At 67.6% G+C, this 23,494-nt stretch carries 18 protein-coding genes, 1 tRNA gene and 1 pseudogene; 8 read left to right on the top strand and 12 right to left on the bottom strand.

Going from position 1 to position 23,494, the window contains the following annotated elements; translation table 11 throughout:
* Positions 1-147 precede the first annotated feature (147 nt).
* From AB5S17_RS16615 to AB5S17_RS16600, 4 genes are all read right to left on the bottom strand, one after another.
* A complete protein-coding gene (locus tag AB5S17_RS16615) occupies positions 148-1,173 on the bottom strand; it encodes a hypothetical protein (protein ID WP_369241378.1) in 1,026 nt (341 codons plus the stop codon).
* Positions 1,174-1,411: 238 nt separating this feature from the next.
* Positions 1,412-2,041 carry a hypothetical protein gene (locus AB5S17_RS16610; protein WP_369241376.1) on the bottom strand — a complete coding sequence of 210 codons (630 nt, stop codon included), beginning with the start codon at positions 2,039-2,041 and terminating at the stop codon, positions 1,412-1,414.
* Positions 2,034-2,618 carry a DUF1214 domain-containing protein gene (locus tag AB5S17_RS16605; protein WP_369241374.1) on the bottom strand — a complete coding sequence of 195 codons (585 nt, stop codon included), beginning with the start codon at positions 2,616-2,618 and terminating at the stop codon, positions 2,034-2,036. The genes AB5S17_RS16610 and AB5S17_RS16605 overlap by 8 nt, the downstream gene beginning before the upstream one ends.
* A gap of 37 nt (positions 2,619-2,655) precedes the next feature.
* Positions 2,656-4,812 (bottom strand): transglycosylase domain-containing protein, encoded by a 2,157-nt coding sequence (locus AB5S17_RS16600; protein WP_369241372.1) that lies wholly within the window; start codon positions 4,810-4,812, stop codon positions 2,656-2,658.
* A gap of 141 nt (positions 4,813-4,953) precedes the next feature.
* Here AB5S17_RS16600 and AB5S17_RS16595 point away from each other — a divergent pair, with 141 nt between their 5' ends.
* Both AB5S17_RS16595 and AB5S17_RS16590 read left to right on the top strand, forming a co-directional pair.
* Entirely contained in the window at positions 4,954-5,451 is a 498-nt protein-coding gene (locus AB5S17_RS16595) for a YcgN family cysteine cluster protein (RefSeq protein ID WP_369241370.1), read from the top strand.
* Positions 5,452-5,535: 84 nt separating this feature from the next.
* Positions 5,536-6,729: an imelysin family protein gene (locus AB5S17_RS16590; protein WP_369241368.1), complete on the top strand. Its 1,194-nt coding sequence runs from the start codon at positions 5,536-5,538 to the stop codon at positions 6,727-6,729.
* Here AB5S17_RS16590 and AB5S17_RS16585 read toward each other — a convergent pair.
* Positions 6,726-7,061: a hypothetical protein gene (locus AB5S17_RS16585; RefSeq protein ID WP_369241366.1), complete on the bottom strand. Its 336-nt coding sequence runs from the start codon at positions 7,059-7,061 to the stop codon at positions 6,726-6,728. The two genes, AB5S17_RS16590 and AB5S17_RS16585, sit on opposite strands and share 4 nt — an antisense overlap.
* 124 nt (positions 7,062-7,185) lie before the next feature.
* Here AB5S17_RS16585 and AB5S17_RS16580 point away from each other — a divergent pair, with 124 nt between their 5' ends.
* From AB5S17_RS16580 to AB5S17_RS16570, 3 genes are all read left to right on the top strand, one after another.
* A complete protein-coding gene (locus AB5S17_RS16580; RefSeq protein ID WP_369241364.1) occupies positions 7,186-8,628 on the top strand; it encodes an efflux RND transporter periplasmic adaptor subunit in 1,443 nt (480 codons plus the stop codon).
* Positions 8,625-11,750, top strand: coding sequence for an efflux RND transporter permease subunit (locus AB5S17_RS16575; protein WP_369241362.1), 3,126 nt, complete (start codon positions 8,625-8,627; stop codon positions 11,748-11,750). The genes AB5S17_RS16580 and AB5S17_RS16575 overlap by 4 nt, the downstream gene beginning before the upstream one ends.
* Before the next feature lie 134 nt (positions 11,751-11,884).
* On the top strand, positions 11,885-12,181 hold the full coding sequence (locus AB5S17_RS16570; RefSeq protein WP_369241360.1) for a hypothetical protein: 297 nt from the start codon (positions 11,885-11,887) through the stop codon (positions 12,179-12,181).
* Positions 12,182-12,243: 62 nt separating this feature from the next.
* On the opposite strand, the gene AB5S17_RS16565 is transcribed toward AB5S17_RS16570, so the two are convergent.
* From AB5S17_RS16565 to AB5S17_RS16540, 6 genes are all read right to left on the bottom strand, one after another.
* The gene (locus AB5S17_RS16565) at positions 12,244-13,089 is read right to left on the bottom strand and encodes a delta-class carbonic anhydrase (protein ID WP_369241358.1); all 846 of its coding nucleotides are present in this window, start codon (positions 13,087-13,089) and stop codon (positions 12,244-12,246) included.
* A 329-nt stretch (positions 13,090-13,418) separates the two neighbouring features.
* The gene (locus tag AB5S17_RS16560) at positions 13,419-14,198 is read right to left on the bottom strand and encodes an ABC transporter ATP-binding protein (RefSeq protein ID WP_369241356.1); all 780 of its coding nucleotides are present in this window, start codon (positions 14,196-14,198) and stop codon (positions 13,419-13,421) included.
* Entirely contained in the window at positions 14,195-14,950 is a 756-nt protein-coding gene (locus tag AB5S17_RS16555) for an ABC transporter ATP-binding protein (protein WP_369241354.1), read from the bottom strand. The genes AB5S17_RS16560 and AB5S17_RS16555 overlap by 4 nt, the downstream gene beginning before the upstream one ends.
* Before the next feature lie 18 nt (positions 14,951-14,968).
* A complete protein-coding gene (locus tag AB5S17_RS16550; RefSeq protein ID WP_369241352.1) occupies positions 14,969-16,213 on the bottom strand; it encodes a branched-chain amino acid ABC transporter permease in 1,245 nt (414 codons plus the stop codon).
* A gap of 4 nt (positions 16,214-16,217) precedes the next feature.
* A complete protein-coding gene (locus tag AB5S17_RS16545) occupies positions 16,218-17,231 on the bottom strand; it encodes a branched-chain amino acid ABC transporter permease (RefSeq protein WP_369241350.1) in 1,014 nt (337 codons plus the stop codon).
* A 98-nt stretch (positions 17,232-17,329) separates the two neighbouring features.
* Positions 17,330-18,694, bottom strand: a complete 1,365-nt coding sequence (locus tag AB5S17_RS16540; protein WP_369241348.1) for a substrate-binding protein — start codon at positions 18,692-18,694, stop codon at positions 17,330-17,332.
* Positions 18,695-19,332: 638 nt separating this feature from the next.
* Between AB5S17_RS16540 and AB5S17_RS16535 the strand changes: the two genes are divergently transcribed.
* Positions 19,333-19,409 (top strand) — tRNA-Pro (locus AB5S17_RS16535).
* A 96-nt stretch (positions 19,410-19,505) separates the two neighbouring features.
* Here the strand turns inward: AB5S17_RS16535 and AB5S17_RS16530 are convergent.
* Positions 19,506-19,808 (bottom strand): annotated as a pseudogene (locus AB5S17_RS16530) (transposase family protein); the annotation flags it as partial.
* Between the two features lie 392 nt (positions 19,809-20,200).
* Here AB5S17_RS16530 and AB5S17_RS16525 point away from each other — a divergent pair.
* Both AB5S17_RS16525 and galU read left to right on the top strand, forming a co-directional pair.
* Positions 20,201-22,261 carry a hypothetical protein gene (locus AB5S17_RS16525; protein ID WP_369241346.1) on the top strand — a complete coding sequence of 687 codons (2,061 nt, stop codon included), beginning with the start codon at positions 20,201-20,203 and terminating at the stop codon, positions 22,259-22,261.
* Between the two features lie 43 nt (positions 22,262-22,304).
* The gene (galU, locus tag AB5S17_RS16520; RefSeq protein WP_369241344.1) at positions 22,305-23,207 is read left to right on the top strand and encodes a UTP--glucose-1-phosphate uridylyltransferase GalU; all 903 of its coding nucleotides are present in this window, start codon (positions 22,305-22,307) and stop codon (positions 23,205-23,207) included.
* Positions 23,208-23,494: the final 287 nt, after the last annotated feature.

Raw genomic sequence — 23,494 nt, 5'->3', positions numbered from 1 at the left:
GGCGCCTCGTCCCCGGTCGGCTCCCGCCAAGGCGATGCGAGCCGCGCCGCCAGCCGATTGGCGGCGGATGAACCGGGTGGCCGACGGCGGGGTCATGCCGCCCGAGGCGCGTCCGGCGGTGCTTCCCGCGCGGCCGACTCGGGATCTCTATCCGGCCTTGGGCGTCGCGATGCGCTGGGGCGTCGCCCGGCGACGTCCGAAGGCAGCGCGCGCGGTGCCGGCGGGTATCCGCCGGTCGAGATCTACGGTCTGCGGCTGGAGCGGTGGCGCGGCAGTGCGCCGGTCCGGCGAGGCGGAAAGGCCGAAGCGGCCGCGGCAGTCGGCGCGCGACACGTCTCGGAAGAAGCCCTTCAATTCGTCGAACGCGTTCATGTTCAGCCCGACGCGCGGCTTCAGCAGGATGACGACCGTCAGCGCGTCGCTGGCGCCGGCATCGAGCGCCTTCAGCGCCATCGCCAGCGTCTCGCCCTTATGGTCCGCCGCGAGTTCGGCGGCGAGTTCGTCGCCGCGGCCGAGCATGGCCGCGATGCCGGCATAGGCTGAGGCTGCCTCGCCGCAGCGCGCCGCCGCGAGGATTTCGCCGATCGTCGCCGGCGTGCGGCTGCGTCCCGCTTCGGCCCTGGGCGCGACGCCGGCCGAAACCAGCCGCCGCAGAGTGGAGCGCGCTTCGTCGGCGCTGCCGGGGCCCACAGTGCCGGCCGCCCTGTCGCCGGCCGCGCCCGCTGGCTCGGCCGGTACCGGTCCCCGTCCCAAGAGATCGTGCGAGGCGTTCTGGAAACCCTTCCGCCGCTCCGGCGCGGCGACCGCTTCGGGAGGAGACTGGCGATGCGGCGCCTTCGCCGGCGGCACCGGCGCCCGCGCGCCCACTTGGCCGCCTGCGTTCGCGAGGAGATAAGGCGCGCAGATGTCGACCGGCTCGGCGAGAAGCTTCGCCACCACCTCGCGCGGAACTGCGGGGGCAGCTGCAAGCGATGCCGCGAGCGCGCGCTTGGTGTCCGGGCCGATCTTCTGCCACAGCGGGATCACCAGCCGGGCGAACTCGTCCTGATGCTTCTGGCTCGGGCGGCGCAGAGCCGTGAAGGCGGCGACGGCCGCCGAGACGATGGTGTCGAATCGGTCGCGGCCGGTCTCTTTCTCCAGAGTGCGAAAGATGCGCGGCTGCGGGTCCGTCATGACGCTCCAACAGAGTTAAGTGTTGGTTTCGAGGAGCGCGACAATGCCGAGCGAGTCCTTAGCAAGGGATTAACCCCGGCCGGCCGGGGACCGATCCGCCGGCACTGTGGCAATTCGGTCGAAGCCGATGCATCGCGCGCTGAGGCCGCGCCGACGGGGACCCGCGCCGGCTGCGGCTCAGGCCGTTCGTCGATGTTCCGAAAGGGGAAGCATTCCCCGGTCGATCCGGCTGCCCGGCTCAGCCCTGCCGGACGGTGGTCGCCTGCGCGCTGTCGGTATCGACCGGCTCGCATTTCAGCGAGCGGATGAAGGCGTCGACCTCGGGCCGCTTGCTCTCCTCGTCGACCAGGGCGCGGATCGTCATGTAGCCCTCGCCGAGGTCGAGTTCGACCGGAATGGTCGTATCGTCCGCTTCGCTCTGCGGGTCGGAATTGGCCTTGAGGTCGATGATCTCGTCGCGCGTGCCGACCAGCAGGTCGAAGGTGTCGTCGACGGCCGCCCGGTCGTTGATGCTGTAGAGATTGTCGCCCTGGCTGTCGTAGATCGAGGCGGACCAGAAGGTCGCGCTGCGCTGCTCGGCGGACAGCTGCACCGGGCCCTTGGCGAGCGAGAAGCGGCAGCTCGCCGTGATGAAGGCGGGATCGACGAAGGCGAAGGTCCCCTGCTGCAGCGGGGTTCCGGCCGCGGCGGCGCTGCGGCCTTCGGTGGCGAGCGGCTGGACGCGCACGACGTCGTACATCTTGCCGAGCTCGGACAGCCGCTCCCAGGCGTTGTTGCTCGCCACCTGCGGCATGGCCTGGATGACCGCGATGTGCACGAGGACGGCGCCGACCAGGCCGATCGCCAGCGCGAGGAGAAGCTTACCCACGGCTGCATCCTTCGAGCGTGATTCCGGGCAGGACCAGGCTGGCGACGCCGCTCGAAGCGGCCGCCGGCGTGTCGTAGAGCGCCAGAGCCAGGATGAGGGGGCCGTGGCCGGAGGTCGCCAGCCAGTTTCCGGCGTGGGCCTGCGGCCCGATGCCGATCCGGAACGAATTGTCCTCGTGACGCATCAGATTGTTGGAGGTGAGCCAGCCCGGCCGGCCGACCGCCGGCTCGATCAGCGCGCCGTTCGGCGTGTAGGGAACGAGCGAGAACACCCGGGCCGGAGGCGTCGTGCCGGCGATTGCGTAATTGCATTCGCGCCTGAGCGGCCGGCCGCTGTCGTCGACCTCGGCCCGGAACAGGATCCCCTCGCCGATGCCGAGCGTCAGATTGCCGACCTTGGCGAGGCGGGCGCGCGAATAGGGATCGGCGTCGGGCGCCCCGGCGAAGGGATTGGCGACCCAGGGGCCGACGGTGACGGTGCCGACGTCGGCCGATTGCTCGACCGCCCAGCGCGCCGACCAGCCGCCGAGGCTGAGCGCGACGGCGATGGCGAGGGCGACGAGAAGCGTGAGGCGCATGGGCGTGACTTCGTTGGACGACCGGGTGACCGGCCGCTCAGGGCTGGGCCGCGTCGGGCATATCGCCCGCCGGGCGCGCCGACGCCAGATGCTCGAGCTGCATCGGGGGCAGATTCTCGAGCTTCTGGGCGATGTCGGCGAGGACGTCCTGCGCCGGCTTCTTCAGCATGTCGGGCGTGCGCACCGGCTCGCTGCCGTCCGCCGCGGAGGCGACGTCGGCGCCGCCCGACTTGAACGGATTGTCGATATACGGGATCGGCTTCAGGTCGACGGTCTTCTCCGCCGCCTCCATGTAGCGCTGCCACGTCATCGCCGGGAGCGTGCCGCCGGTCATCCGGTTGGTCGGCTTGAAGCTGTCGTTGCCGAACCAGACCGCCGTCGAGAAGTTTCCGGTGAAGCCGCAGAACCAGCCGTCGCGATAGTCCTGCGTCGTGCCGGTCTTGCCGCCGTTGCGGACCATGGAGAGCTGCGAGCGCCGGCCGGTGCCGTGTTCGGCGACGCCGACGAGCATCTCGTTCATCGACTTCGCCGCCTCGACCGGCAGCACGCGGTGCGGCGGCGGCATGTCGCGGCGCGCGTCCCAGAGCACCTTCCCGTTGGCGTCGCTCAGCTGCATGATCGAATGGCGATGCGGGTCCATGCCGCCATTGGCGAAGACGGTGTAGGCCGTCGCCTGGTCCAGGACCGTCACCTCGCTGGTGCCGAGCGCCATGGTCTTGTCGCCGCGCAGCTTCGACTCGACACCCATCGACTTCGCCGTCTCGACCGTGTTCTTGAAGCCCACCTTCATGTAGAGCTTCACCGCCGGCACGTTCAGCGAATGCGCCAGCGCGTAGGCCAGGGTGATGCGGCCCGCGAAGCTGTGCTCGTAGTTCTGCGGCGACCAGTTGCCGATGGTGATCGGGCTGTCGACGATCGTGTCGCTCGGCTTCATGCCCTGCTTCATCGCCGTCGCGTAGACATAGACCTTGAAGGACGAGCCTGGCTGGCGCAGCGCCCGCGTCGCGCGATTGAACTGCGACTCGCCATAGTCGCGCCCGCCGACCATGGCGCGCACGCTGCCGTCGTCGGCGATCGAGACCATGGCCGCCTGGCCGACATGGTAGGTCGAGCCGTACTGCCGCAGATTGTACTCGATGGCCTCGTCCGCGAGCTTCTGCAGGTTCATGTCGATCGTGGTGCGGGCGACGAGGTTGTGCTGCTTGATGCCGTTCTCGCGGGCGATCTTCTGCACCTCGTCGAAGGCGTAGTCGAGGAAGTAGTCGGGCGACTGGATGGTGGTGCGGTCGACGGCCGTCGCCGGATGGCGCCGCGCCTCGATCACCTGGCCCTCGGTGAGGAAATGCGCCTGCACCATGTTGGTGAGGACCTCGTTGGCCCTCGCCCGGGCGGCCGGCAGGTTGACGTGCGGGGCGTATTTCGTCGGGGCCTTGAACAGGCCCGCCAGCATCGCCGCCTCGGCCAGGGAGACGTCGCGGATGTTCTTGCCGAAGTAGAACTCGGCCGCGGCCGCCGCGCCGAAGGTGCCGCCGCCCATATAGGCGCGGTCGAGATACATCGACAGGATCTGGCGCTTGGTCAGATGCGTCTCCAGCCAGAGCGCCAGGAAGGCTTCCTTGATCTTGCGGTCGAGCGAGCGCTCGTTTGTGAGGAAGAGGTTCTTGGCGAGCTGCTGGGTGAGGGTCGAGCCGCCCTGGACGACGCCGCCGGCCTGCGCATTGACCACCATGGCGCGGATCAGGCCCCAGAAGTCGATGCCGAAATGGTCGAAGAAGCGCCGGTCCTCGGTGGCGAGAAGCGCCTTGATGAACTGGTCGGGCATCTCGTCGATCGGCACGGCGGCGGAGCGCAGCACGCCGCGCCGGCCGATCTCCTCGCCGTGCCGGTCGAGGAACAGGACGGAATAGTCGGTCTCCTGCGGCAGGCCGTGCGCCGTCGCCTTGATCGAGGGCTGGGCGAGCGCGAAGAGCAGGATGATGCCGGCGAGACCGAGCGTCAGCGCCTCGCAGGCGAGTTCGACGAGGATGCGGTTGAAGCCGCGCGCCCGGAACTTGCGCGAGACGACGGTGACGCTTTCCCACCAGGCGGCGAAGGCGTGGAAGAAGCGCCACAGGCTGCTGTCGATCCAGGCGTCGACCTCGATCAGCCACGATGGCTGCCGACGCTTTTTCGGATGTTCGGAATCGTTCTGCACGTTATGCCTGTCACCATTGGCCGGAGCGGAGGAAACGCCACCGCGCCGCATTCTGGCCGCCAATGTCCTCCACCAGCCTATCTATTCCCGCTATACGACGGCAACATGGAAAAGTCCTGAAGGCGCAACCACATTTCCCGAATGCGTGATCCAGCCTCTCCTCCCGGTCCTGATCTAGCCCAGCGGCCGTTTTGGCAAGCCAAGACGCTGGAGGAAATGTCGCCCGCCGAATGGGAGTCGCTGTGCGACGGCTGCGGGCGGTGCTGCCTGAACAAGCTGGAGGACTGGGACACCGGCGAGATCGCCTGGACCAATGTCGGCTGCCAGCTGCTCGACGGCCATTCCTGCCGCTGCTCGGACTATGAGGATCGCCAGGCGAGCGTGCCCGACTGCGTGGCGCTCGATCCCGCCACCGTGCGCAGCCTCACCTGGCTGCCGCCGACCTGCGCCTATCGCCTGCTGGCGGAGGGGCGCGATCTCTACTGGTGGCACCACCTTCTCTCCGGCGATCCGGAGACGGTCCACCAGGCCGGCATTTCCGTGCGTGACCGGACGGTGAGCGAGGTCGGGCTGGAACTCGAGGACTACGAGGATCACCTCGCGGCCTGGCCCGGCGAGGATCCCGCCCGGCAAGGCTGACCGGCCGGTCCAGCTTCCGGCGAGGATCGCGGTGCTATCGCGGAGGCCGACCACCTGTCGCCGCCGCAAGCCTGACGATCGAAGATGCCGAAACCCGACGCGCCGCGCCGCCCGTTCAACGCCAGCCGACGCCGGCTGCAGATCGCGGCCGCGGCCGTCTTTCTCCTCGCGGTCGCCGCGCTGGCGATCCTCTATGCGGCGGGCGTCATCGCAGGGGGCCCCGAGGTGCCGGACGATGCGATTCCCTTCGCGCTTGCCGCCGACGGCGGCTGCGAACCGGACGAAGTCTCCGCGGCCGCCGGCCGGCAGGATTTTGCCGTCGTCAGCCGGGCGCGCCAGGCGCGAAGCTGGCGGCTATCGGCCGGCGGCCTCGTCGTCGCCGAGGCGGCGGATGTCGCGCCGGGCGAGACGCGGGTGGTCTCGCTCACCCTCTGGCCCGGCGACTACGGCCTCGCCTGCGAGGCATCCGGCAAGGCGGGGATCCTCCATGCCGTTGCCCCGAAGGCCTCGGGTGACCGACCGGCCGAAGCCGGGATCGAAAGCGCCTTCGCCGGATCCCTCGCCGCATACCGGACCTATCTCGACCGCGAGGGCGCGTCCCTTTCGCGGGAGCTCGAAAAGCTCCGCCGGGCCGTGGTGGCGGGAAACCTCGCCGACGCGCGGACCGTGTTCCTCGCCGCGCGGCTGCCCTATGACCGCCTGGAGCCGCTGGCGCTGCGCTTTCCCGAACTGACGGCCCGGATCGATGCGGAGGCCGAGGCCTTCGACAGGCACGCTGCCGATCCGCATTTCTCCGGCTTCCACCGCATCGAATACGGCCTGTTCGCCCGGAACGGCACCGAGGGGCTCGCGCCCGTCGTGGCGGCGCTGGAAGGCGACGTCAAGGCGCTGCGCGCGAAACTGAAGGCGCTGCCACTCGATCCGGGCATGCTGGTGAAGAGCGCCGCGCGCATCTGCGACCGACTGGCCGCCGGTCAGGTCGTGATGGGGCGGGACCTCTACTCCAAGACCGATCTCGCGGACATCCGCGGGAATGTCGACGGCATCGACGCCATCCTCAGCGCCCTGAAGCCGGCGGAGACCCTCGCACCTAAGCGGATGCGCGACGCGGAGGCCAAGCGCGCGGCCGTCGATGCCGCGATCGCGGACCTCGAGGCCAACGGACGCTTCATCTCCTACGACACGGTGGAGTATCAGGACCGCGGCGAGCTGTCGTTTCACTTCAACGCCCTGGCGGCGCCGCTGGACCGGCTGGAGCCGGTGCTGCAGGGCCGCTAGCGGCGCACCGGCAGCGGACGTCCTTTCCATCCGGTGCCCGGCTGGAGCCATGCGTTCACGGATATCTGTTCAGGGCCGCGGCCGACAATATCGTCGCGGAAGATCGGCCGCGTCCCAAGGATTTCCGCATCCCGCTCCCTCGATGCGATCGGCGCGCGGCAGCCTGCGATGATCTTCGCCGCACATCCCGTCGGGCGCCTCCGGCCGAAGCTGCCGGGCAGGCGCGAATTGCCATGACCGACGGGCCGCCGTCGTTGGCAATAAAGGCGCGATCTGGATTTATATTTTTGATCACCAATTTTTACGTATGATCTCCTCGTATAGATCGACAAGGCGACGAGATTTGCTTTTAAAGTTGGATGTAAAGAATTGTATCTCGTCTTGATGGCGGCCGCGAATTCCACTTAATCGCAGTGCAGCACTGCCCTCTGGGCTTTTCCGGACCGATCCGAACAGATGAAACGCATCCTGCTTGTCCTCCTCTGCGCGGCGGCGATTGCCGCCTATGTCGAGCGCGATCGTCTGACGCCCTATCTGCCGCAGCAGGTCGCCGGCCTCGTCGGCGCGGAGAAATCCGGCCAGGGCGCCGGCACCGCCGCCGGGCAGGGCGACGGATCGCAGGCGGCCTCGAGAGGCGGCGGCTCGCATGGGCGCGGCCACGGCCAGGGGCCGACGGCGGTGACGGTCGCCGAGGCGAAGCCGGGCAGCCTGCCGATCACCTTCGACACCATCGGCAGCGTCGTCCCGGTCGCCTCGACGACGCTGAACAGCCAGTCGGTCGGCATCGTCGCCTCGATCGCCGTCAGGAACGGCCAGCGCGTCAAGGCCGGCGATCTCATCGTGCAGCTCGACGACCGCGCCGCGAAGGCGGCGATGGCAAAGGACCAGGCGGCGCTCGACCGCGACCAGGCGATCCTCGAGAACGATCAGGCCTCGCTCGATCGCATCGCCCGGCTGGTGAAGTCGGGCGCTTCCACCAAGCAGTCCGGCGACGACGCCGCCGCCGCTGTCAAGCAGGCGCAGGCGAGCGTCGGCGTCGACCGCGCCGCCATCGCGGCGGACGCGGTGACGTTGTCGAATACCGCGATCCGCGCGCCCTTCGACGGGCGGCTGGGAGCGGTGTCGGTCTCGCGCGGTGCGCTGGTCCAGCCGGGCACGGCGATCGTCACCGTCACCGAGATGCAGCCGGTCTACGCCCAGTTCAGCTTGCCCGAGACTATGCTTCCGACCGCGCGCGCGGCGTATCGCGCCCGCACGCTCATGGTGAACGTCGTCCCTCCGCTCGCATCGTCGGACGAGCCGTCCGGCGCCGTGGCCTCGGCCGACGATCCCGACGCAGGTTCGGCTGCGGCGGCCGGCGACGGTGCCTCGCTCGTCGCCAGCGCCGGCCCCGCCGCGCCAGGCGCGGCGTCGGATGCGGCCCCGGCGGACGCTGCGGATCCGGTCGGCAAGGTGACCTTCATCGACAATGCCGTCGATGCGCAGTCCGCGACCTTCCGGCTGCGCGCCGAGATCGCCAACGTGGACGAGGCGCTGCTGCCGGGTCAGTCGCTCAACGTCCACGTCCATCTCGGAGACCGCACCGGCCTCGTGCTGGTGCCGAGCGTCGCGGTGGCGCCGCGCGAGAACGGCTCCATGGTCTATGTCGTCAAGCCGGACAACACGGTCGAGATGCGCGGCGTGACCGTCGCGATGCGGTCCGGCGGTGTCGCCGGCCTGTCGGCCGGCCTGAAGCCCGGCGAGAGGGTCGTCACCGAGGGTCAGGCCGACCTGTCGAACGGCTCGCAGGTGAAGGTGGTGGAGCCCGGCGCGGGCGGCGGAAGCGGACCGGCCACCGCGCCGGGACACAAGCGCAAGACGGCGTCGAACAAGCTGGCCGAGAACGGCGGTCGGTCGTGACCATATCCGAGATCTTCATCCGCCGGCCGGTCGCGACCATCCTTCTCGCCGTCGGCGTGATCCTCGCCGGCGTCTTCGCCTATCGGCTCCTGCCGGTCGCGGCGCTGCCCGAGGCGGACTTCCCGACGATCAACGTCTCGGCCCAGCTCGCCGGCGCCTCGCCGGACACGATGGCGAGCGCCGTCGCGACGCCGCTGATCAAGCAGTTCGAGACCATCGACGGCGTCGACACGATCACCGCCAGCTCCTCGCTCGGCAGCACGAACATCACCATCCAGTTCGTCCTGTCGCGCAATATCGACGCGGCGGCCGCGGATGTGCAGGCCGCGATCGCGAGGGCGACCCGGCAGCTGCCGGACAATCTGACGACGCCGCCGAGCTACCGCAAGACCAACCCGGCCGACGCGCCGGTGGCACTCCTCGCCATGACGACCGACTCGGTGCCGCTGACCAAGCTCGACGACATCGCCGAGAACGTCGTCGCGCCGGCGCTGTCCACGATCTCCGGCGTCGCGCAGGCGCAGGTCTTCGGCTCCAAGACCTATGCGGTGCGGGTGGACGTCGATCCGAACAAGCTGGCGAGTCGCGGACTGACGCTCGCGACCGTCTCCTCGGCGCTGTCGGCCGCCAACAACCAGACACCGGTCGGTACGCTGCAGAACGGCAGTCAGGCGCTGACGATCAACGCACCGACCCAGCGCACCGACGCCGACGCCTTCAAGACGCTGGTGATCGCCCGGCCGAACGGTAACGTCGTGCGGCTGGAGGACGTCGCCAATGTCCGCGACAGCATCGACAACCTGAACCAGGGGGCCTGGCTGGACGGCACGCCGGCCATCGTCCTCGCGGTCCAGCGCCAGCCCGGCGCCAACACCGTCGACGTCGTCGACGCGATCCGGGCGAAGCTGCCGGAAATCCAGGCGGACCTTCCCGGCGGCACGCATATCACGGTGATGAACGACGCCTCCGGCCCGATCAAGGCGGCCGTCGCGGACGTCGAGGAGACGCTGGCGATCACCGTCGGCCTCGTCATCCTCGTCATCTATCTGTTCCTGGCGCGGCTGACCGCGACGGCGATTCCGACGGTCGCGGTGCCGCTGTCGCTGATCGCGACCTTCGGCGCGATGTACGTCCTCGGCTATTCCATCGACAACATCTCGCTGCTCGGCCTGACGCTGTCGGTCGGCCTCGTCGTCGACGACGCGATCGTCATGCTGGAGAACATCGTCCGGCATGTGGAAGAGGGTGTCCCGCCCTTCGAGGCGGCGCTGATCGGCAGCCGCGAGGTCTCGGGCACCATCGTGTCGATGTCGGTTTCGCTCGTCGCGGTGTTCCTGCCGATCCTCCTGATGGGCGGCGTCGTCGGCCGGGTCCTGAATGAGTTCGGCGTGGTGGTGACGCTGGCGATCCTGTCCTCGGCGATCGTGTCGCTGACCGTGACGCCGATGATGGCGGCGCGCCTGCCGCATTCGCAGGCCTCCACGCGGGGCATCGCCGGGGCGTTCACGCGGGCCTTCGACTGGGTGACGCGCGGCTATGATCGCAGCGTCGGCTGGTGCCTGAACCACAGGTTCTGGATCTTCCTCGTCTTCCTTGCCTCGGTCGTCGGCTCGGCCTGGCTGTTCGAGACCCTGCCGAAGAGCTTCTTCCCGCAGGAGGACATCGGGAACCTGATGGTCGGCACGCAGGCGCGCCAGGACATTTCCTTCGACGCCATGAAGACGCTGCAGGCCGAGGCCGCGGCGATCGTCAGGGCCAATCCCGCCATCGCGCACGTGACGTCGACGCTCGGCTCCGGCCCCGGGGGCGCCTCGTTCAATTCCGGCCGCATGTTCGTGCAGATGAAGCCGAAGGCCGAGCGGCCGCCGCTCGAGGTGACGCTCGGCCAGCTGCGCCGTGCGCTCGGCAACGTGCCGGGGCTGAAGAGCTTCATCACGCCGCAGCAGAGCCTCCGGTTCGGCGGCCGCTCGACGCAGAGCCAGTACCAGCTCGTCGTCCAGTCGCTCGACGCCGGCGCGGCGCGGCAATGGTCGACCAAGATCCAGGACGCCATGCGCGCCGACCCGTCGCACTTCGTCGACGTCGCCTCCGACCTGCAGGAGAACGGCCTGCAGGCGACGGTGAACATCGACCGGCAGAAGGCGGACGCGATGGGGATCTCCGCGCAGTCGATCCGCTCGGCGCTGGAAGCCGGCTTCGGCACCTATGTCGCGACGCAGATCCAGTCGACCGGCAACAGCTACGACGTGATCCTGGAGTACAATCCGAACTTCGACTGGACCGAGAACTCGCTCGCTTCGATCCACGTCCCGACCGCGAACGGCACGCTGGTGCCGCTGGCGGCGATCGCCGACATCACCCGCACCGCCGGCCCGGTGACGGTGAACCAGACGGGGCAGCTGACCTCGGTCACGGCTTCGTTCAACCTGCCGGCCGGCGTCTCGCTGGGGACCGCCACCGCCGCCGTCGACGCGATCGAGCGCCGGATCGACCTGCCGGCGAACGTCACGACCAGCTATGGCGGCACGGCGCAGGTGTTCCAGCAGGCGACGGGCAACACGCCGCTCCTCATCGGCGCGGCGATCCTGACCATCTACGTGGTGCTCGGGGTCCTCTACGAGAGCTTCGCCCACCCGCTGACGATCCTCTCCGGCCTGCCGGCGGCGGCCTTCGGCGCGCTGTTCTCGCTGAAGATCCTCGGCTTCGACCTGTCGATCATCGCGCTGATCGGCCTGTTGATGCTGATCGGCATCGTCAAGAAGAACGCCATCATGATGATCGACGTGGCGCTGCAGCTGCAGCGCGGCGAGGGACTGCCGCCGGTGCAAGCCATCCACCAGGCGGCGGTGCGGCGCTTCCGGCCGATCATGATGACCACCTTCTGCGCCCTGCTCGGCGCCCTGCCGGTGGCGATGGGAACGGGGTCCAGCTCGGAACTGCGCCAGCCGCTCGGCGTCGCCGTCGTCGGCGGCCTGATCGTCAGCCAGGTGCTGACGCTGTTCATCACCCCGGTGATCTACATCGGCATCGAGAAGATCAGCCGGAGCGTCTCCCGCTTCGGGCGGCGCCTCGGCTTCGGGCGCGGCGAACCGGCGCCCGGCCATCCGGCGCCGGCGGAATGACCGTCGGAGACGCCAGGGGCATTCTTGCCGTCTGTCGCGCAGACGTCGCGCCGGCCGCTTGATCGAGCGCAAGGCCGGCGGCCGGCGCCTGCCGCAAGCTTCGCGGACCCCATGCAGGACCGGGAGAGCGAACCATGGCCGAAACCAGACCGGAGCACATTTTCCAGCGCCTCGAGGACCTCGGGTCGCGCATCAGGGCGGCGGTCGAGGCGTTGCGGGAGAATGGCAGCTTCACCAGCGCCGACGACGCCCTGCTCGAGGACGTCCGGGATCGCGAACGGGCGGCGCGCGACAAGCTTGCGGCCAATGTCCGGGAAGGGCGGCTGATGGCCGCAGCGCGGGCCGAGATCGAGATGGATGTCGACGCCATCGTCGAAGGCCTGACGCACTGGGAGGACCGGCTGGACAGGATGGCTATGAAGCAGCCCTGACGTCTGGCTCCCTGGCAGCCGCCGACAGCGTCGAGGCATGCGGGGGCGTCGCCGCCGGATGATCAGTTGACCGGCAGCGGCAGGTCCCAGCGCATTTCGGCGACGTCCTTCGGGATTTCCGACAGCAGCGCGGGCGACTTCACCAGGGCGCGCACGCCATGCGCGCGATCCTCCTGAAAGACGTTGCCGTAGCGCGCCCATTTGTCGAGCGACTCGATGTCCAGCTTCTCACATTGCGGACGCACGCTCCAGGTCGCCTGGAGCGGCGAACAGATCGCCTCCGAATATTGCGGCCCGGTCATCGAGCCGGCGTAGACCACGGGCTTGCCGGTGCCGGACGGCAGGGCGCGGGGCTGGGCGAGCCCCCGCGCCATATGCCCCTGATAGACGTAGTCGAGGAAGTTCGTCGCCTTCGGGTCGTTGACCAGCAGGAAGACCTGCGACTCGACGCGCAGCGTAGGATTGCTGCAGGTGGCGTTCCAGCAGGCGCCGAGACCTCGGCCCGGCTTGACGGCGCAGGAGGTGTAGACCCAGTGCACCTCGATCGTGTCGCCGGGCTTCACGCCCTGGAAGGAGCCGTGGCCGGCTTCCGGGTCCTTCAGCTCCGCCGGTGTCAGCTGGTCGAAGCCGTTGCACTTGAAGCCGGGACGATCGCCCTTGCCGGCGGCGATCGAAAAACCGGGGCCTCGGTGCTCGGCGCTCGTCACCACGTTGATGTTGCAAAGGTTCATCGTCTCGGCCGGCGGAGCCGCACCCGCCGCGTGCGTGTTCAGCCCGGACAGGCTCGAGATGTCGCGCGGCGACTGCGGCCCGAAGCCCTGGCAGATATCGGCAGCGGCCGCCGGCAGGGCCGACCCGGCCAGCAGCGCCAGGGCCATCGCAGAGGAGAGATACCGTTTGCCCGTCATTCAGCCCTCGCGGATGCGGCGCAGGTTGGTCCCTCGACGAAGACCCGGTCGGGCGTAGGAGGACCGCCGCCTGTCGGCTCGCGAAGACGCGGCATCAACCGCGCCAAGCAGTGTCCTTAGCGCGAAGGGCTTTTAGAAACGGTGAACACGACGCGAGAAAACTCGTCAGTCTGCCAATGATTCCCGTGGGATAGGGAGCGTGGTGCGCTCTTCCCCGCAAGTCGTCTCCCCTGAGGCCGTGCCGGGAATGCGACGCGGGCAGCCGGCCGGATGGCCTTCCGGTCGTACGGCGGAAGTCACTCCCTCTCGCCGGCCGGCCTGGAGCTGCGTCAGACCGCGAGGTACTGCATGCGCAGTTCCTTGTTGTCGATGATCTCCCGCGCGGTGCCGTCGAAGACGACTTCGCCCATGTCGAGGATCACCGCCCGGTCGGCGAGGTGGAGCGCGGCGATGGCGTTCTGCTCGACCAGGATCGTGGTGATGCCGATCTCCTTGATCTCCTCGAGGATCCGCTCGATCTCGTGGACGATGACCGGCGCGAGGCCCTCATAGGGCTCGTCGAGGAGGAGCAGCTTGACCTCACGGGCGAGTGCGCGGGCGACGGCCAGCATCTGCTGCTCGCCGCCGGACATGGTGACGCCTTCCTGGTTGCGGCGTTCGGCGAGCCGGGGGAAATGCTCGTAGATCCGGGCGATCTCCCAGCCCTTCGGCGGCTCGATCTGGGCGAGCTTCAGGTTCTCCTCGACGGTGAGGCCGGGGATGATCCGCCGGTCCTCGGGCACGAGCTGCAGCCCGGCGCGCGCTGCCTGGTAGGACTGCATCTCGTGCAAGGGATGGCCGTCGAGCCAGATCTCGCCGCGTTTCAGCTCGGGCGAGCCGGCACGGGCGATGGTGCGCAGGGTCGAGGTCTTGCCGGCGCCGTTGCGGCCGAGCAGCGCCAGGATCTCCCCCTCGCGCACCTCGAAGGAGACGCCCTGCACGATATAGCTCTCGCCGTAATAGGCGTGGAGGTCGCGCGCGGCGAAGAAGGGCGCGGCGGCATCCGTTCCTGCCACGGAGGCCGGCTTTGTCGCGGATGCGGCCGGGTGCCGGACGATCGTCTCGCTCATAGATGGGCTCCGCCGAGATAGGCTTCCTGGACCTTGGGATTGGCCTTGATCTCGGCCGGCGTCCCTTCCGCGATCACCGTCCCCTGCGCCATGACGCTGACGGTGTCGGCGAGCGAGAAGACCACGTGCATGTCGTGTTCGATGATCACCTTGCTGATGCCGCGCTCGGCGATCTTCTGCAGCAGCTCGACCGTGTTGTTGGTGTCAGCGCGCGACATGCCGGCGGTCGGCTCGTCGAGCAGCAGGAGCTTCGGATGCTGGACGAGGCACATGGCGAGCTCCAGCCGGCGCTTGTCGCCGCGCGACATCGAATTCACCACCTGGTCGCGCTGATCCCAGAGGTTCAGGTCGTCGAGGATGTGCTCGGCCTCCTCGCGCACCGCGTGGCGGTCGCTGGCGCGCTTCCAGACATTGATGCGGAAGGCGCCGTCGGTCCTGGCGAAGGCGGGGATCATGACGTTCTCGAGGACGGTCAGTTCGCCGAAGATCTCCGGCGTCTGGAAGACCCGGGCGATCCCGGCCTGGTTGATCTCGTGCGGCTTGCGGCCGAGCAGAGACCGACCGTCGAAGCCGACGGTCCCCTGGTCCGGCGTGATGCGGCCGACGAGGCAGTTGAGGAGGGTCGACTTGCCCGCCCCGTTCGGCCCGATGATCGCGTGGACCGTGCCCTTGCGGACGTTGAGGTTGACGTTGTCGAGCGCCTTCAGGCCGCCGAAGCGCTTGCCGACGCCGGAGATCGAGAGAATGTCCATCTTGATGCTCTCTGCTCCTCACTTGGCGCCGGTGCGGGCGGGGTGAGGCCTGTCCGGCATCTGCTTCTCGCCGGCGAGTTTCGGCCGGCGTGCGATCGCGCCGATGCGGTGCACGCCTTCCATGATGCCGCCGGGCAGGAAGATGACGACGATCATGAACATCAGGCCGAGGGTCAGCTGCCAGCCCTCGCCGACGAAGGGGCTGGTGATCGCTACCATGAAGTCCTGCAGCGAATGCGGCAGGAAGTCGAAGGCGCGGGCGAGGACATGTTCGTTGAAGGACGAGAAGATCTGCTCGAGATACTTCATCACCGCCGCGCCGATGACCGGGCCGAGCAGCGTTCCGACGCCGCCGAGGATGGTCATCAGCACCACCTCGCCCGAGGCCGTCCACTGCATGCGGTCGGCGCCCGCGAGCGGGTCGGTGATCGCCAGGAGGCCGCCGGCGAGACCTGCATACATGCCGGAGACGACGAAGGCGGCGAGCAGGTAGGGCCGCGTCGAGAAGCCGGTGAAGGCCATGCGGTTCTGGTTCGACTTGATGGCGAGCAGCATCATGCCGAAGGTCGAGTGCTTGATCCGCACCGCCAGGAAGAAGGCGAGGATCAGGATGACGGCGCAGAAGTAGAAGCCCGGCCAGCCCTGCAGTTCCATGCCGAAGAAGTTCGGCGCCGGCAGCGCGTCGCCGGCCGTGCCGAAGGCGCGGTCGACGATGCGCGGATCGGCCCGCGAGATCTGCAGGCCGGTCTCGCCGTTGGTGATCGGCGTCAGCACCGAATAGGCGAGGTTGTAGGACATCTGCGCGAAGGCGAGCGTCAGGATCGAGAAGTAGATGCCGGAGCGCCGCAGGCTGACGAAGCCGATGACGAGCGAGAAGGCGGCGGCGATCAGGATCGCGAAGAGCACTGCCGGAATGGCGTTCATCGACAACAGCTTGAACATCCAGACCGCGGCGTAGGAGCCGGCGCCGAGGAAGGCGGCATGGCCGAAGGAGAGGTAGCCGGAGAAGCCGAACAGGATGTTGAAGCCGATCGCGAAGATCCCGTAGATCGCGAACTTCTGCAGGATGTCGGGATAGCCGGCGCCGATCGGGGCGAGCCAGATCGGCATCGACAGGATCGCCAGCGCGAAGATTGCGGTGAAGAGAAGGTCGCCGCCGGTCGAGGCGGCAAGACCGCCGCGGCCGGAAGCGGCCTTCGGCCCGGCCGAGGCCGGCGCCAGGTCGCGCGGCGCCGTCTCGGATTGCGGAAGCGCTCGGCTCATCGGGTCAGGCCTCCATGACGCCGCGTCGGCCCATCAGCCCGCGCGGGCGCACGAGCAGGACGACGACGGCGACGAGATAGATGATGATCTGGTCGATGCCCGGCACGATCGCCTTCACCTCGGTCATCGAGGCGAAGGACTGCAGGATGCCGAGCAGGAAGCCGGCGAAGACCGCGCCGGGCAGCGAGCCCATGCCGCCGACGACGACGACCACGAAGGACAGGACCAGGAATTCCATGCCGAGATGGTAGTTCGGCGCGAGGATCGGCGTGTACATCACTCCCGCGAGGCCGGCGACGGTCGCCGCGATCGCGAAGACGATGGTGAACTTGCGCGAGATGTGGATGCCGAGGAGGCCGACCGTCTCCCGGTCCGCCATGCCGGCGCGCACGACCATGCCGAAGGTCGTCAGCTGCAGGAAGGCGAACACGCCGGCGATGACGACGAGCGAGAACAGGAAATAGATGATCCGCCACAGCGGATAGGAGATCCCGGTCAGGCCGAACCACTGCCCGAGGTCGACGCTGCCGGTCAGCGCCGGCGGCGCCGTCAGCGGGATCGGGTTGGCGCCGAAGAAGTACTTGACGATCTCCTGCAGCACGATGGCGAGGCCGAAGGTGACGAGGATCTGCTCGGCATGGCTGCGCTTGTAGAAGAAGCGGATCAGCCCCCGCTCCATGACGAAGCCGGCGATCAGCATGACGGGGATCGCCAGGAGGATCGACAGCGGCACGGCCCAGTCGACGATCGCCTGGCCGGTGTCGCCGTACCAGATCGTCAAATAGGGCACTTCCTTGTAGGCCTCGAAGAAGGTGACGCTCGGATCACGCACCCGCTCCGACAGGGTCAGGATCCGCTCGAAGGTGACGGCGCAGAAGGCGCCGAGCATGAACAGCGCGCCATGGGCGAAGTTCACCACGCCGAGCGTGCCGAAGATCAGGGTCAGGCCGAGGGCGATCAGCGCATAGGCGCCGCCCTTGTCGAGGCCGTTGAGGACCTGGAGGATGATCGCATCCATGGAGGTGTCGTGTCGCTCCCGCCGAAGCCTGTCTTGAAGGTGCGGGCGGGCGGCATCGCTGCCGTCCGCCCGCGCCGGATCGGGTTACGGCCGCCGCGTCAGGCCGCGCAGCCCTTGACCTCGTAGGGGCCGAGTTCGCCGCCGAAGATCGAGGGATCGTAGGTGACGGTGTCGCGCGGCACGATCTTGACGACTTCCAGCAGATCGAACTGGTTCGTCGGCTTCTCCTTGCCCTTCACGACCAGCACGTCCTTGAAGCACTGGTGATCGGCGGCGCGGTAGAGCGTCGGGCCGTTGCCGAGGCCGTCGAACTCGAAGCCTTCGAGCGCCTTGATCATCTCCGGCGGATAGAAGGTGCCGGCCTTCTCGACCGCATTGGCGTAGAGCAGCGTCTGCGCGTAGCAGGTCTGGGCGGCCTGCGAGGGCGGGCGGCCATAGGCCTCGCCGAAGGACTTGGTCAGCGTCTTCGACGCCTCGTTGTCGAGCTTCCAGTCCCAGTTGGCGGTGCCGAGGATGCCCTTGATCGCGTCGCCCGCGCCTTCCGCCATCAATTCGGAGATCAGCGGCACGACGATCTGGAACTGCTTGCCGTTCACCTGCTTGTTGCGCAGGTCGAACTGCGTCACCGCCTGGCGCAGCGAGTTGACCATGTCGCCGCCGTAGTGGTTGAGGATCAGGACGTCCGCGCCGGAATTGAGCACCGGGGTCAGGTACTGCGAGAAGTCGCCGGCGCCGAGCGGCGTGCGGACCGCCTGAACGGTCTTCCAGCCTTCCTTCTCGGTGGCGTTCTTCATCGACTCCTCCTGGGTCCAGCCCCAGGTGTAGTCGGCGGTCAGGTGATAGGCCTTGCGGTCCTTGCCGTACTGCTCGGCGAGTACCGGCCCCAGGGCGACGCCCGACATGTAGGCGTTGAAGAAGTGGCGGAAGCCGTAGCGCCGCTTGTCCTTGCCGGTGGTGTCGTTGGAATGGGTGAGGCCGCACATGTAGACGACGCCGGCATCCTGGCACAGCGACTGCACCGCCACCGCGACGCCGGAGGACGAGCCGCCGGAGATCATGATGACCTTGTCGGCCTCGATCATCTTCTTCGCTGCGGCGCGGGCGGCGTCGGACTTGGTCTGCGTGTCGCCGGTGACGAAGGCGACCTTCTTGCCGAGAATGCCGTTGCCCTTCAGGCTGGAGGGCTTCAGGAGCGGGATGAGGCCGCCGTCGCCCTCGCCGTTGAGGTGCTTGACCGCCAGCTGGAAGGCCCGCAGCTCGTCCGCGCCCTCGTCGGCATAGGGGCCGGACTGCGGGACGTTGAAGCCGAGCGTGACGGTGCTTCCCGTCGGATTGTTGCAGAAGGCCTTGTCCTGCGCCCACGCGCCGCGCACGAAGGAATAGGGCAGGGCGAGGCCCGCGCCGGCTGCGGCGCCGGTCTTCAGAAGACGTCGACGGGACCACCCCGTGGTGTCGATCGGCATTGCAAATCCTCCCAGATCTCACAGCCTGTCGGCTGTCCGGCGGGCGTCTCCTCCAGCCCGTCCGGCAGCACAACCAGCGGCATCGTCTACGAGCTGCCGTGCTTTCGCTATAATACTTTCGAATCAAGTTTCCCGACGCGGCTGAAGTTGCTGCGGAGCAGCAAGAACATCGCCGGATCTTCTTGCGCTGCAAGAGAAGCAATGCCAGGCTTATCGTCGGTCGTCGGTCGTCGGTCGTCGGTCGTCGGTCGTCGGTCGTCGGTCGTCGGTCGTCGGTCGCCGGTCGTCCGGCGGCGATGGCGGCCGCCCCCGCATCCATCGGGGATGCGGGGGAGGGGATGCGGGGGATAAGACGAGCCACCATCCGTCCAGTCCGGTCGTGCCTCTCCAGCGGTCCGGCCGTCGGCTTCTGTCCGCCGGCGTCCATTGCCCTCGTGGCAGCTGCCGCAGGCGATCTTGGCGGGGGCGCCGAGCGGCCCTTGCGCTTGGCCAGGAAGACCGACTTCAGCGGCTCGATGTAGTTGGTGTTGAGTCGCGGGCCATGCGGATGCCCCAGAAGGCGATCCAGCGATAGGTTTTCGTCAGGAATCGCTTGCGGCCTCTCCCCCGGCCCGTTATATACCGCGCCGCAATGGTCACGGAGTGTAGCGCAGTCTGGTAGCGCACCTCGTTCGGGACGAGGGGGTCGCAGGTTCAAATCCTGCCACTCCGACCAGCTTTTGCAGGGGTTTCCGATAACCCTCTTCCTCACGGCGACAGGTGCGGCGACAGGTGTTGGTCGTCATAGAGCAGCGGAAGCGACATCATCCTGGCGCCGGACGACCCGGAGCAGCGTGTCGTTGCTGACCGGCATCATCAGTCGCTCGGCGAAGCTGGCGGCCGGACGACCGCCGAGCGCCAGCCCGAGATGATGGACGATGCACTCCATCCGGCCCGTGCGTCGCGCCCGTTCCGGGACAGCGTCACCAAAGCGCTCGGCGAAGATCTTGCGCCGGCAGGTGCGAACGTCGCACCGAAACCGGCGCGTGATCAACCTCAGCCGCACCGGCCTTCCTGCCGACGGAAGGTCCGCCACACGCCGAACGTACCGACTGTGCACCCTCCGTGCGGGCGATGGCCACGTCAGGGACGCCGCTTCCTACACCACCTCGCGGGACACGACCGTGGCTTCAAATTGCTCGACCGTAAGCCCGGCCGGAATCAGCGACGACAGAGAAATGACGTTGGACATGGCGACCTCCCTCGGGAATCGCCAATTCGCTCCTCAACTGCATCAGTTGTGATGGTGTGGAACGGCCTTCGAAGCGGCATCGAAGGTGCCCATCGTGGTGATGCTTGTCATTCGGCTCCGCGCGATGACTCCACTCGCTCGAACATGATCAGTGGCTTACCGTGCCGATCGGCGTCGGGACCCCACTCCGATGCACACCCGTTCGAGCCCACCGCTTATTACGGCAGCACGCTGCACATCCTCAGCTTCATGGCCCTTGCCGAGAGGTACCCAACATGCTTCTGACGACAACCCGCGCCCTTATCACCGTCGCCTGCTTCTCCACCACGCTGGCATGGGCAGGCGAAGCGGGCGCATGGCAGGACCAGTCTCCGCTCTTTGGATCGGTTTTGCGCGAGGCTTCCATGCCCTCGCCTGGTGCGGCGGGCTTGTCTCCAGCCGCGCCCAGCGCGGCGCAAGCCGTGGTTCAGAGTCTTTATCCGGATATTGGGCGCTTGCCGGCATCGCCGACGGCACCAGACGTCAGCGCATCGGCCCCCGCGGCGGCGAATCCTTTCCAACTACCTCCGGCACAGGCAGTCCCGACTGTGGCTCAGCCGCAGGCGTCCAACCCGTTCGTATCCGCGGCGCCGACTCCGTCCGCGGCGAGACCGCAGGGGAGCGACGCCACGCCCTTCGCCCTCGACCGCCACGGCGAAGGTGAGGCCAACCAGAGCAAGGGCGGCGCTGTCGACGAAAGTGCGCTTCGCTACTACGCATCCCAGCGCAATCTGGAGCGCGTCGGAGCGGAAATCCGCCGGCTGAAGGCGCTCTATCCCGCCTGGAACCCGCCGGCGGACCTCTTCTCGCCGAAGAGCACGGTCGACGAACAGCCACTGTGGGATCTCTACACGGCAGGACGGCTGGATGAAGCAAAGCGGCGCATCGCCGAACTGCAGAAGACCGATTCGAACTACCGTCCCTCCGCCGACCTTCAGACAAAGCTGGACGACGGCATCGCTCGGGCATCCATCAAGGCGGCTTCGGATCGGCGCGACTGGCAGGCGACGCTGGCTGCAGCGCATGCGCGCCCGACGCTTCTCGTCTGTTCGGAGATGGATATTCTGTGGCGGGTCGGCGAAGCCTTCGCCCGGACCAACGACTTCGCCCAGGCTTTCGACCTCTATCGCTACATCCTGACCAACTGCCCGAATCCTGCCGAGAGGAAGGCGACGATGGAGAAGGCGGCGGCGCTCCTGCCGCAGAAGGGCATCGATGCCCTGATCGCTCTCGGCCACCCCGACGCATCGGGGGGCAACGAATTTTCCTCCATGCGCTTCGAGAAGCTGCGGGCGGCGATCGGCGAGGTCCTGTCCGGCAAAGGCGGCTTGCAGGTCGTCGATCCCAACGAGATGACGGTGTTCGAGCGATTCGTGCAGGCAAACCGGGCCGCCGGGGACGCAGCTCTGCTCGGCTGGTTCTACTACAACCGGGAAGACTACAAGAACGCGCAGACTTGGTTCCAACTCGCCTCGCAGAGCGATCAGAATCCCAAATATCTGGAAGGCTACATCCTGGCCGTCCGCAATTCCGGCAATCTCGCCGACGCAGAGGATCTCGCCTTTCGCAACCGCAGCCGGTCGGACGGCATCGCGAAAATCTATGTCGACCTCGTCGCCGATCGGCTGAATGATTCGGAAGCAGCCAAGCAGATGGCGCCCGCAGACCTCGACCGGTTCACTGCCGTCGTCGATCAAATCCGCTCCGCCGTCGGTGCGCAGACCTTCGGCTGGTATCTTCTCGACAAGGAGCAGCCGGCCGAAGCTCGCAAGTGGTTCCAGAAGTCCGTCGACTGGAAGGTGAGCGAGGAAGGTGTCGTCGGCCTCGCCGTGGTGGCGGCGCGTACCCGCGACCGGAGCGCGCTGAAGGACATCAAGGCGAAGTACGGCGACCGTTTCGCGGCGCTCTCAGACTTCAAGGCCTACGAGCCGCCGGCGCGCGTCTCTCACCGCGTGGCTTCGCGATCCGCTGGCGCTTCGCGTAGGCGTGGGTCGAACGGCGGGGACAAGTTGATGCAGGAGGCGAACCGGCAGTTCCAGGCAGGCGACTATCGCGGCGCACTCGCGACGCTCGATCGGCGCGAGGCGCGTTCGGGCAAGACCTACGGAGCTGAGATTCTGCGCGGCTGGACCAATCTCAAGCTCGGTCAGTACGACGAGGCCGATCGCGTCTTCCGCGCACAGGATGCCAAACGTTCGACGAAGGACACCCGCTTCGGGATCGGGGCAGTTGCCAACGACCGCTACCTGATGTGGCCCGACCAGCGCAACAATTGCACAATTCGCTGGAAGTGCTGACAAAACCATCATTCCATCGTTTGTGTTCAGAAGGGACACGACCATGAAGCCAATCAGAAAAGCCGTCTTCCCCGTCGCCGGCCTCGGGACCCGCTTCCTGCCGGCCACCAAGGCAATCCCGAAGGAGATGCTGACGGTCGTCGACCGGCCGGTGATCCAGTACGTGGTTGACGAGGCGCGCGAGGCCGGGATCGAGCACCTGATCTTCGTGACCGGCCGCAACAAGGGCGTCATCGAGGACTATTTCGACATCCAGGTCGAGCTGTCGGACACGCTGGCCGAGCGCGGCAAGACGGCCGAGCTGGCGCTGCTCGAAGAGCTGCAGCCGACCCCTGGCACGGCAAGCTTCACCCGTCAGCAGGCGCCGCTCGGCCTCGGCCATGCGGTCTGGTGCGCCAGAGACCTCGTCGGCAACGAGCCCTTCGCGCTGCTCCTGCCGGACATGATCATGCAGGCCGAGCGCGGCTGCCTCGCCGAAATGGTCAAGCTCTACGAGAGCGCCGGCGGCAACGTCATCTCGGTCGAGACCTGCGATCCGAACGAGACTCACAAATACGGCATCGTCGGCAAGGGCGAGGACGTCGCCAACGGCTTCAAGGTCACCGGCATGGTGGAGAAGCCGCAGCCGAAGGACGCGCCGTCGAACTTCTACATCTCGGGCCGCTACATCCTGCAGCCGGAGATCTTCGACATCCTGTCGACGCAGGAGAAGGGCGCCGGCAACGAGATCCAGCTGACCGACGGCATGTTCAAGCTCATGCAGAACCAGGACTTCGCGGCCTATCCCTTCCATGGCCGCACCTTCGACTGCGGCTCCAAGGAAGGCTTCATCGAGGCCAACGTTGCCTTCGCCCTGTGGCGGCCGGACATCCGCGAGAAGGTCATCGGCAACATGGAGCGGCTGATGAAGACGGTCGAGCCGACGGGACGGCGGGTTGCTGCTTGAGCCCTTCTGTCACAGGGCGTTCTACGGTCAACCCCGCTCGGCCCATTGAGGTCAAAGGGTCGGCGCACCGATCTGCGCCATGGTCCCTCGCCAATCAACACCATCGGCGAGGTGGAACAACGACCCTTCATGTGGCCGACGTCTGGCGGAGGCTTGAAGCAAAAGGATAATACCTGTTTAGTCCCGGTATGTGATGGGTCGGATCGTTTGTGAATCGTTCGGGCTCTTCTGTCCAGCATCGGACGACATGCTCGAACGGCGTGAGGCCTCTTAGGGTCTTCAGTCGT

Source organism: Jiella sp. M17.18, assembly GCF_041027365.1.
Taxonomy (GTDB): domain Bacteria; phylum Pseudomonadota; class Alphaproteobacteria; order Rhizobiales; family Rhizobiaceae; genus VKMB-3413.
The sequence above is the reverse complement of the archived record's forward strand: the minus strand, read 5'-3'. Positions and strand labels throughout refer to the sequence as shown.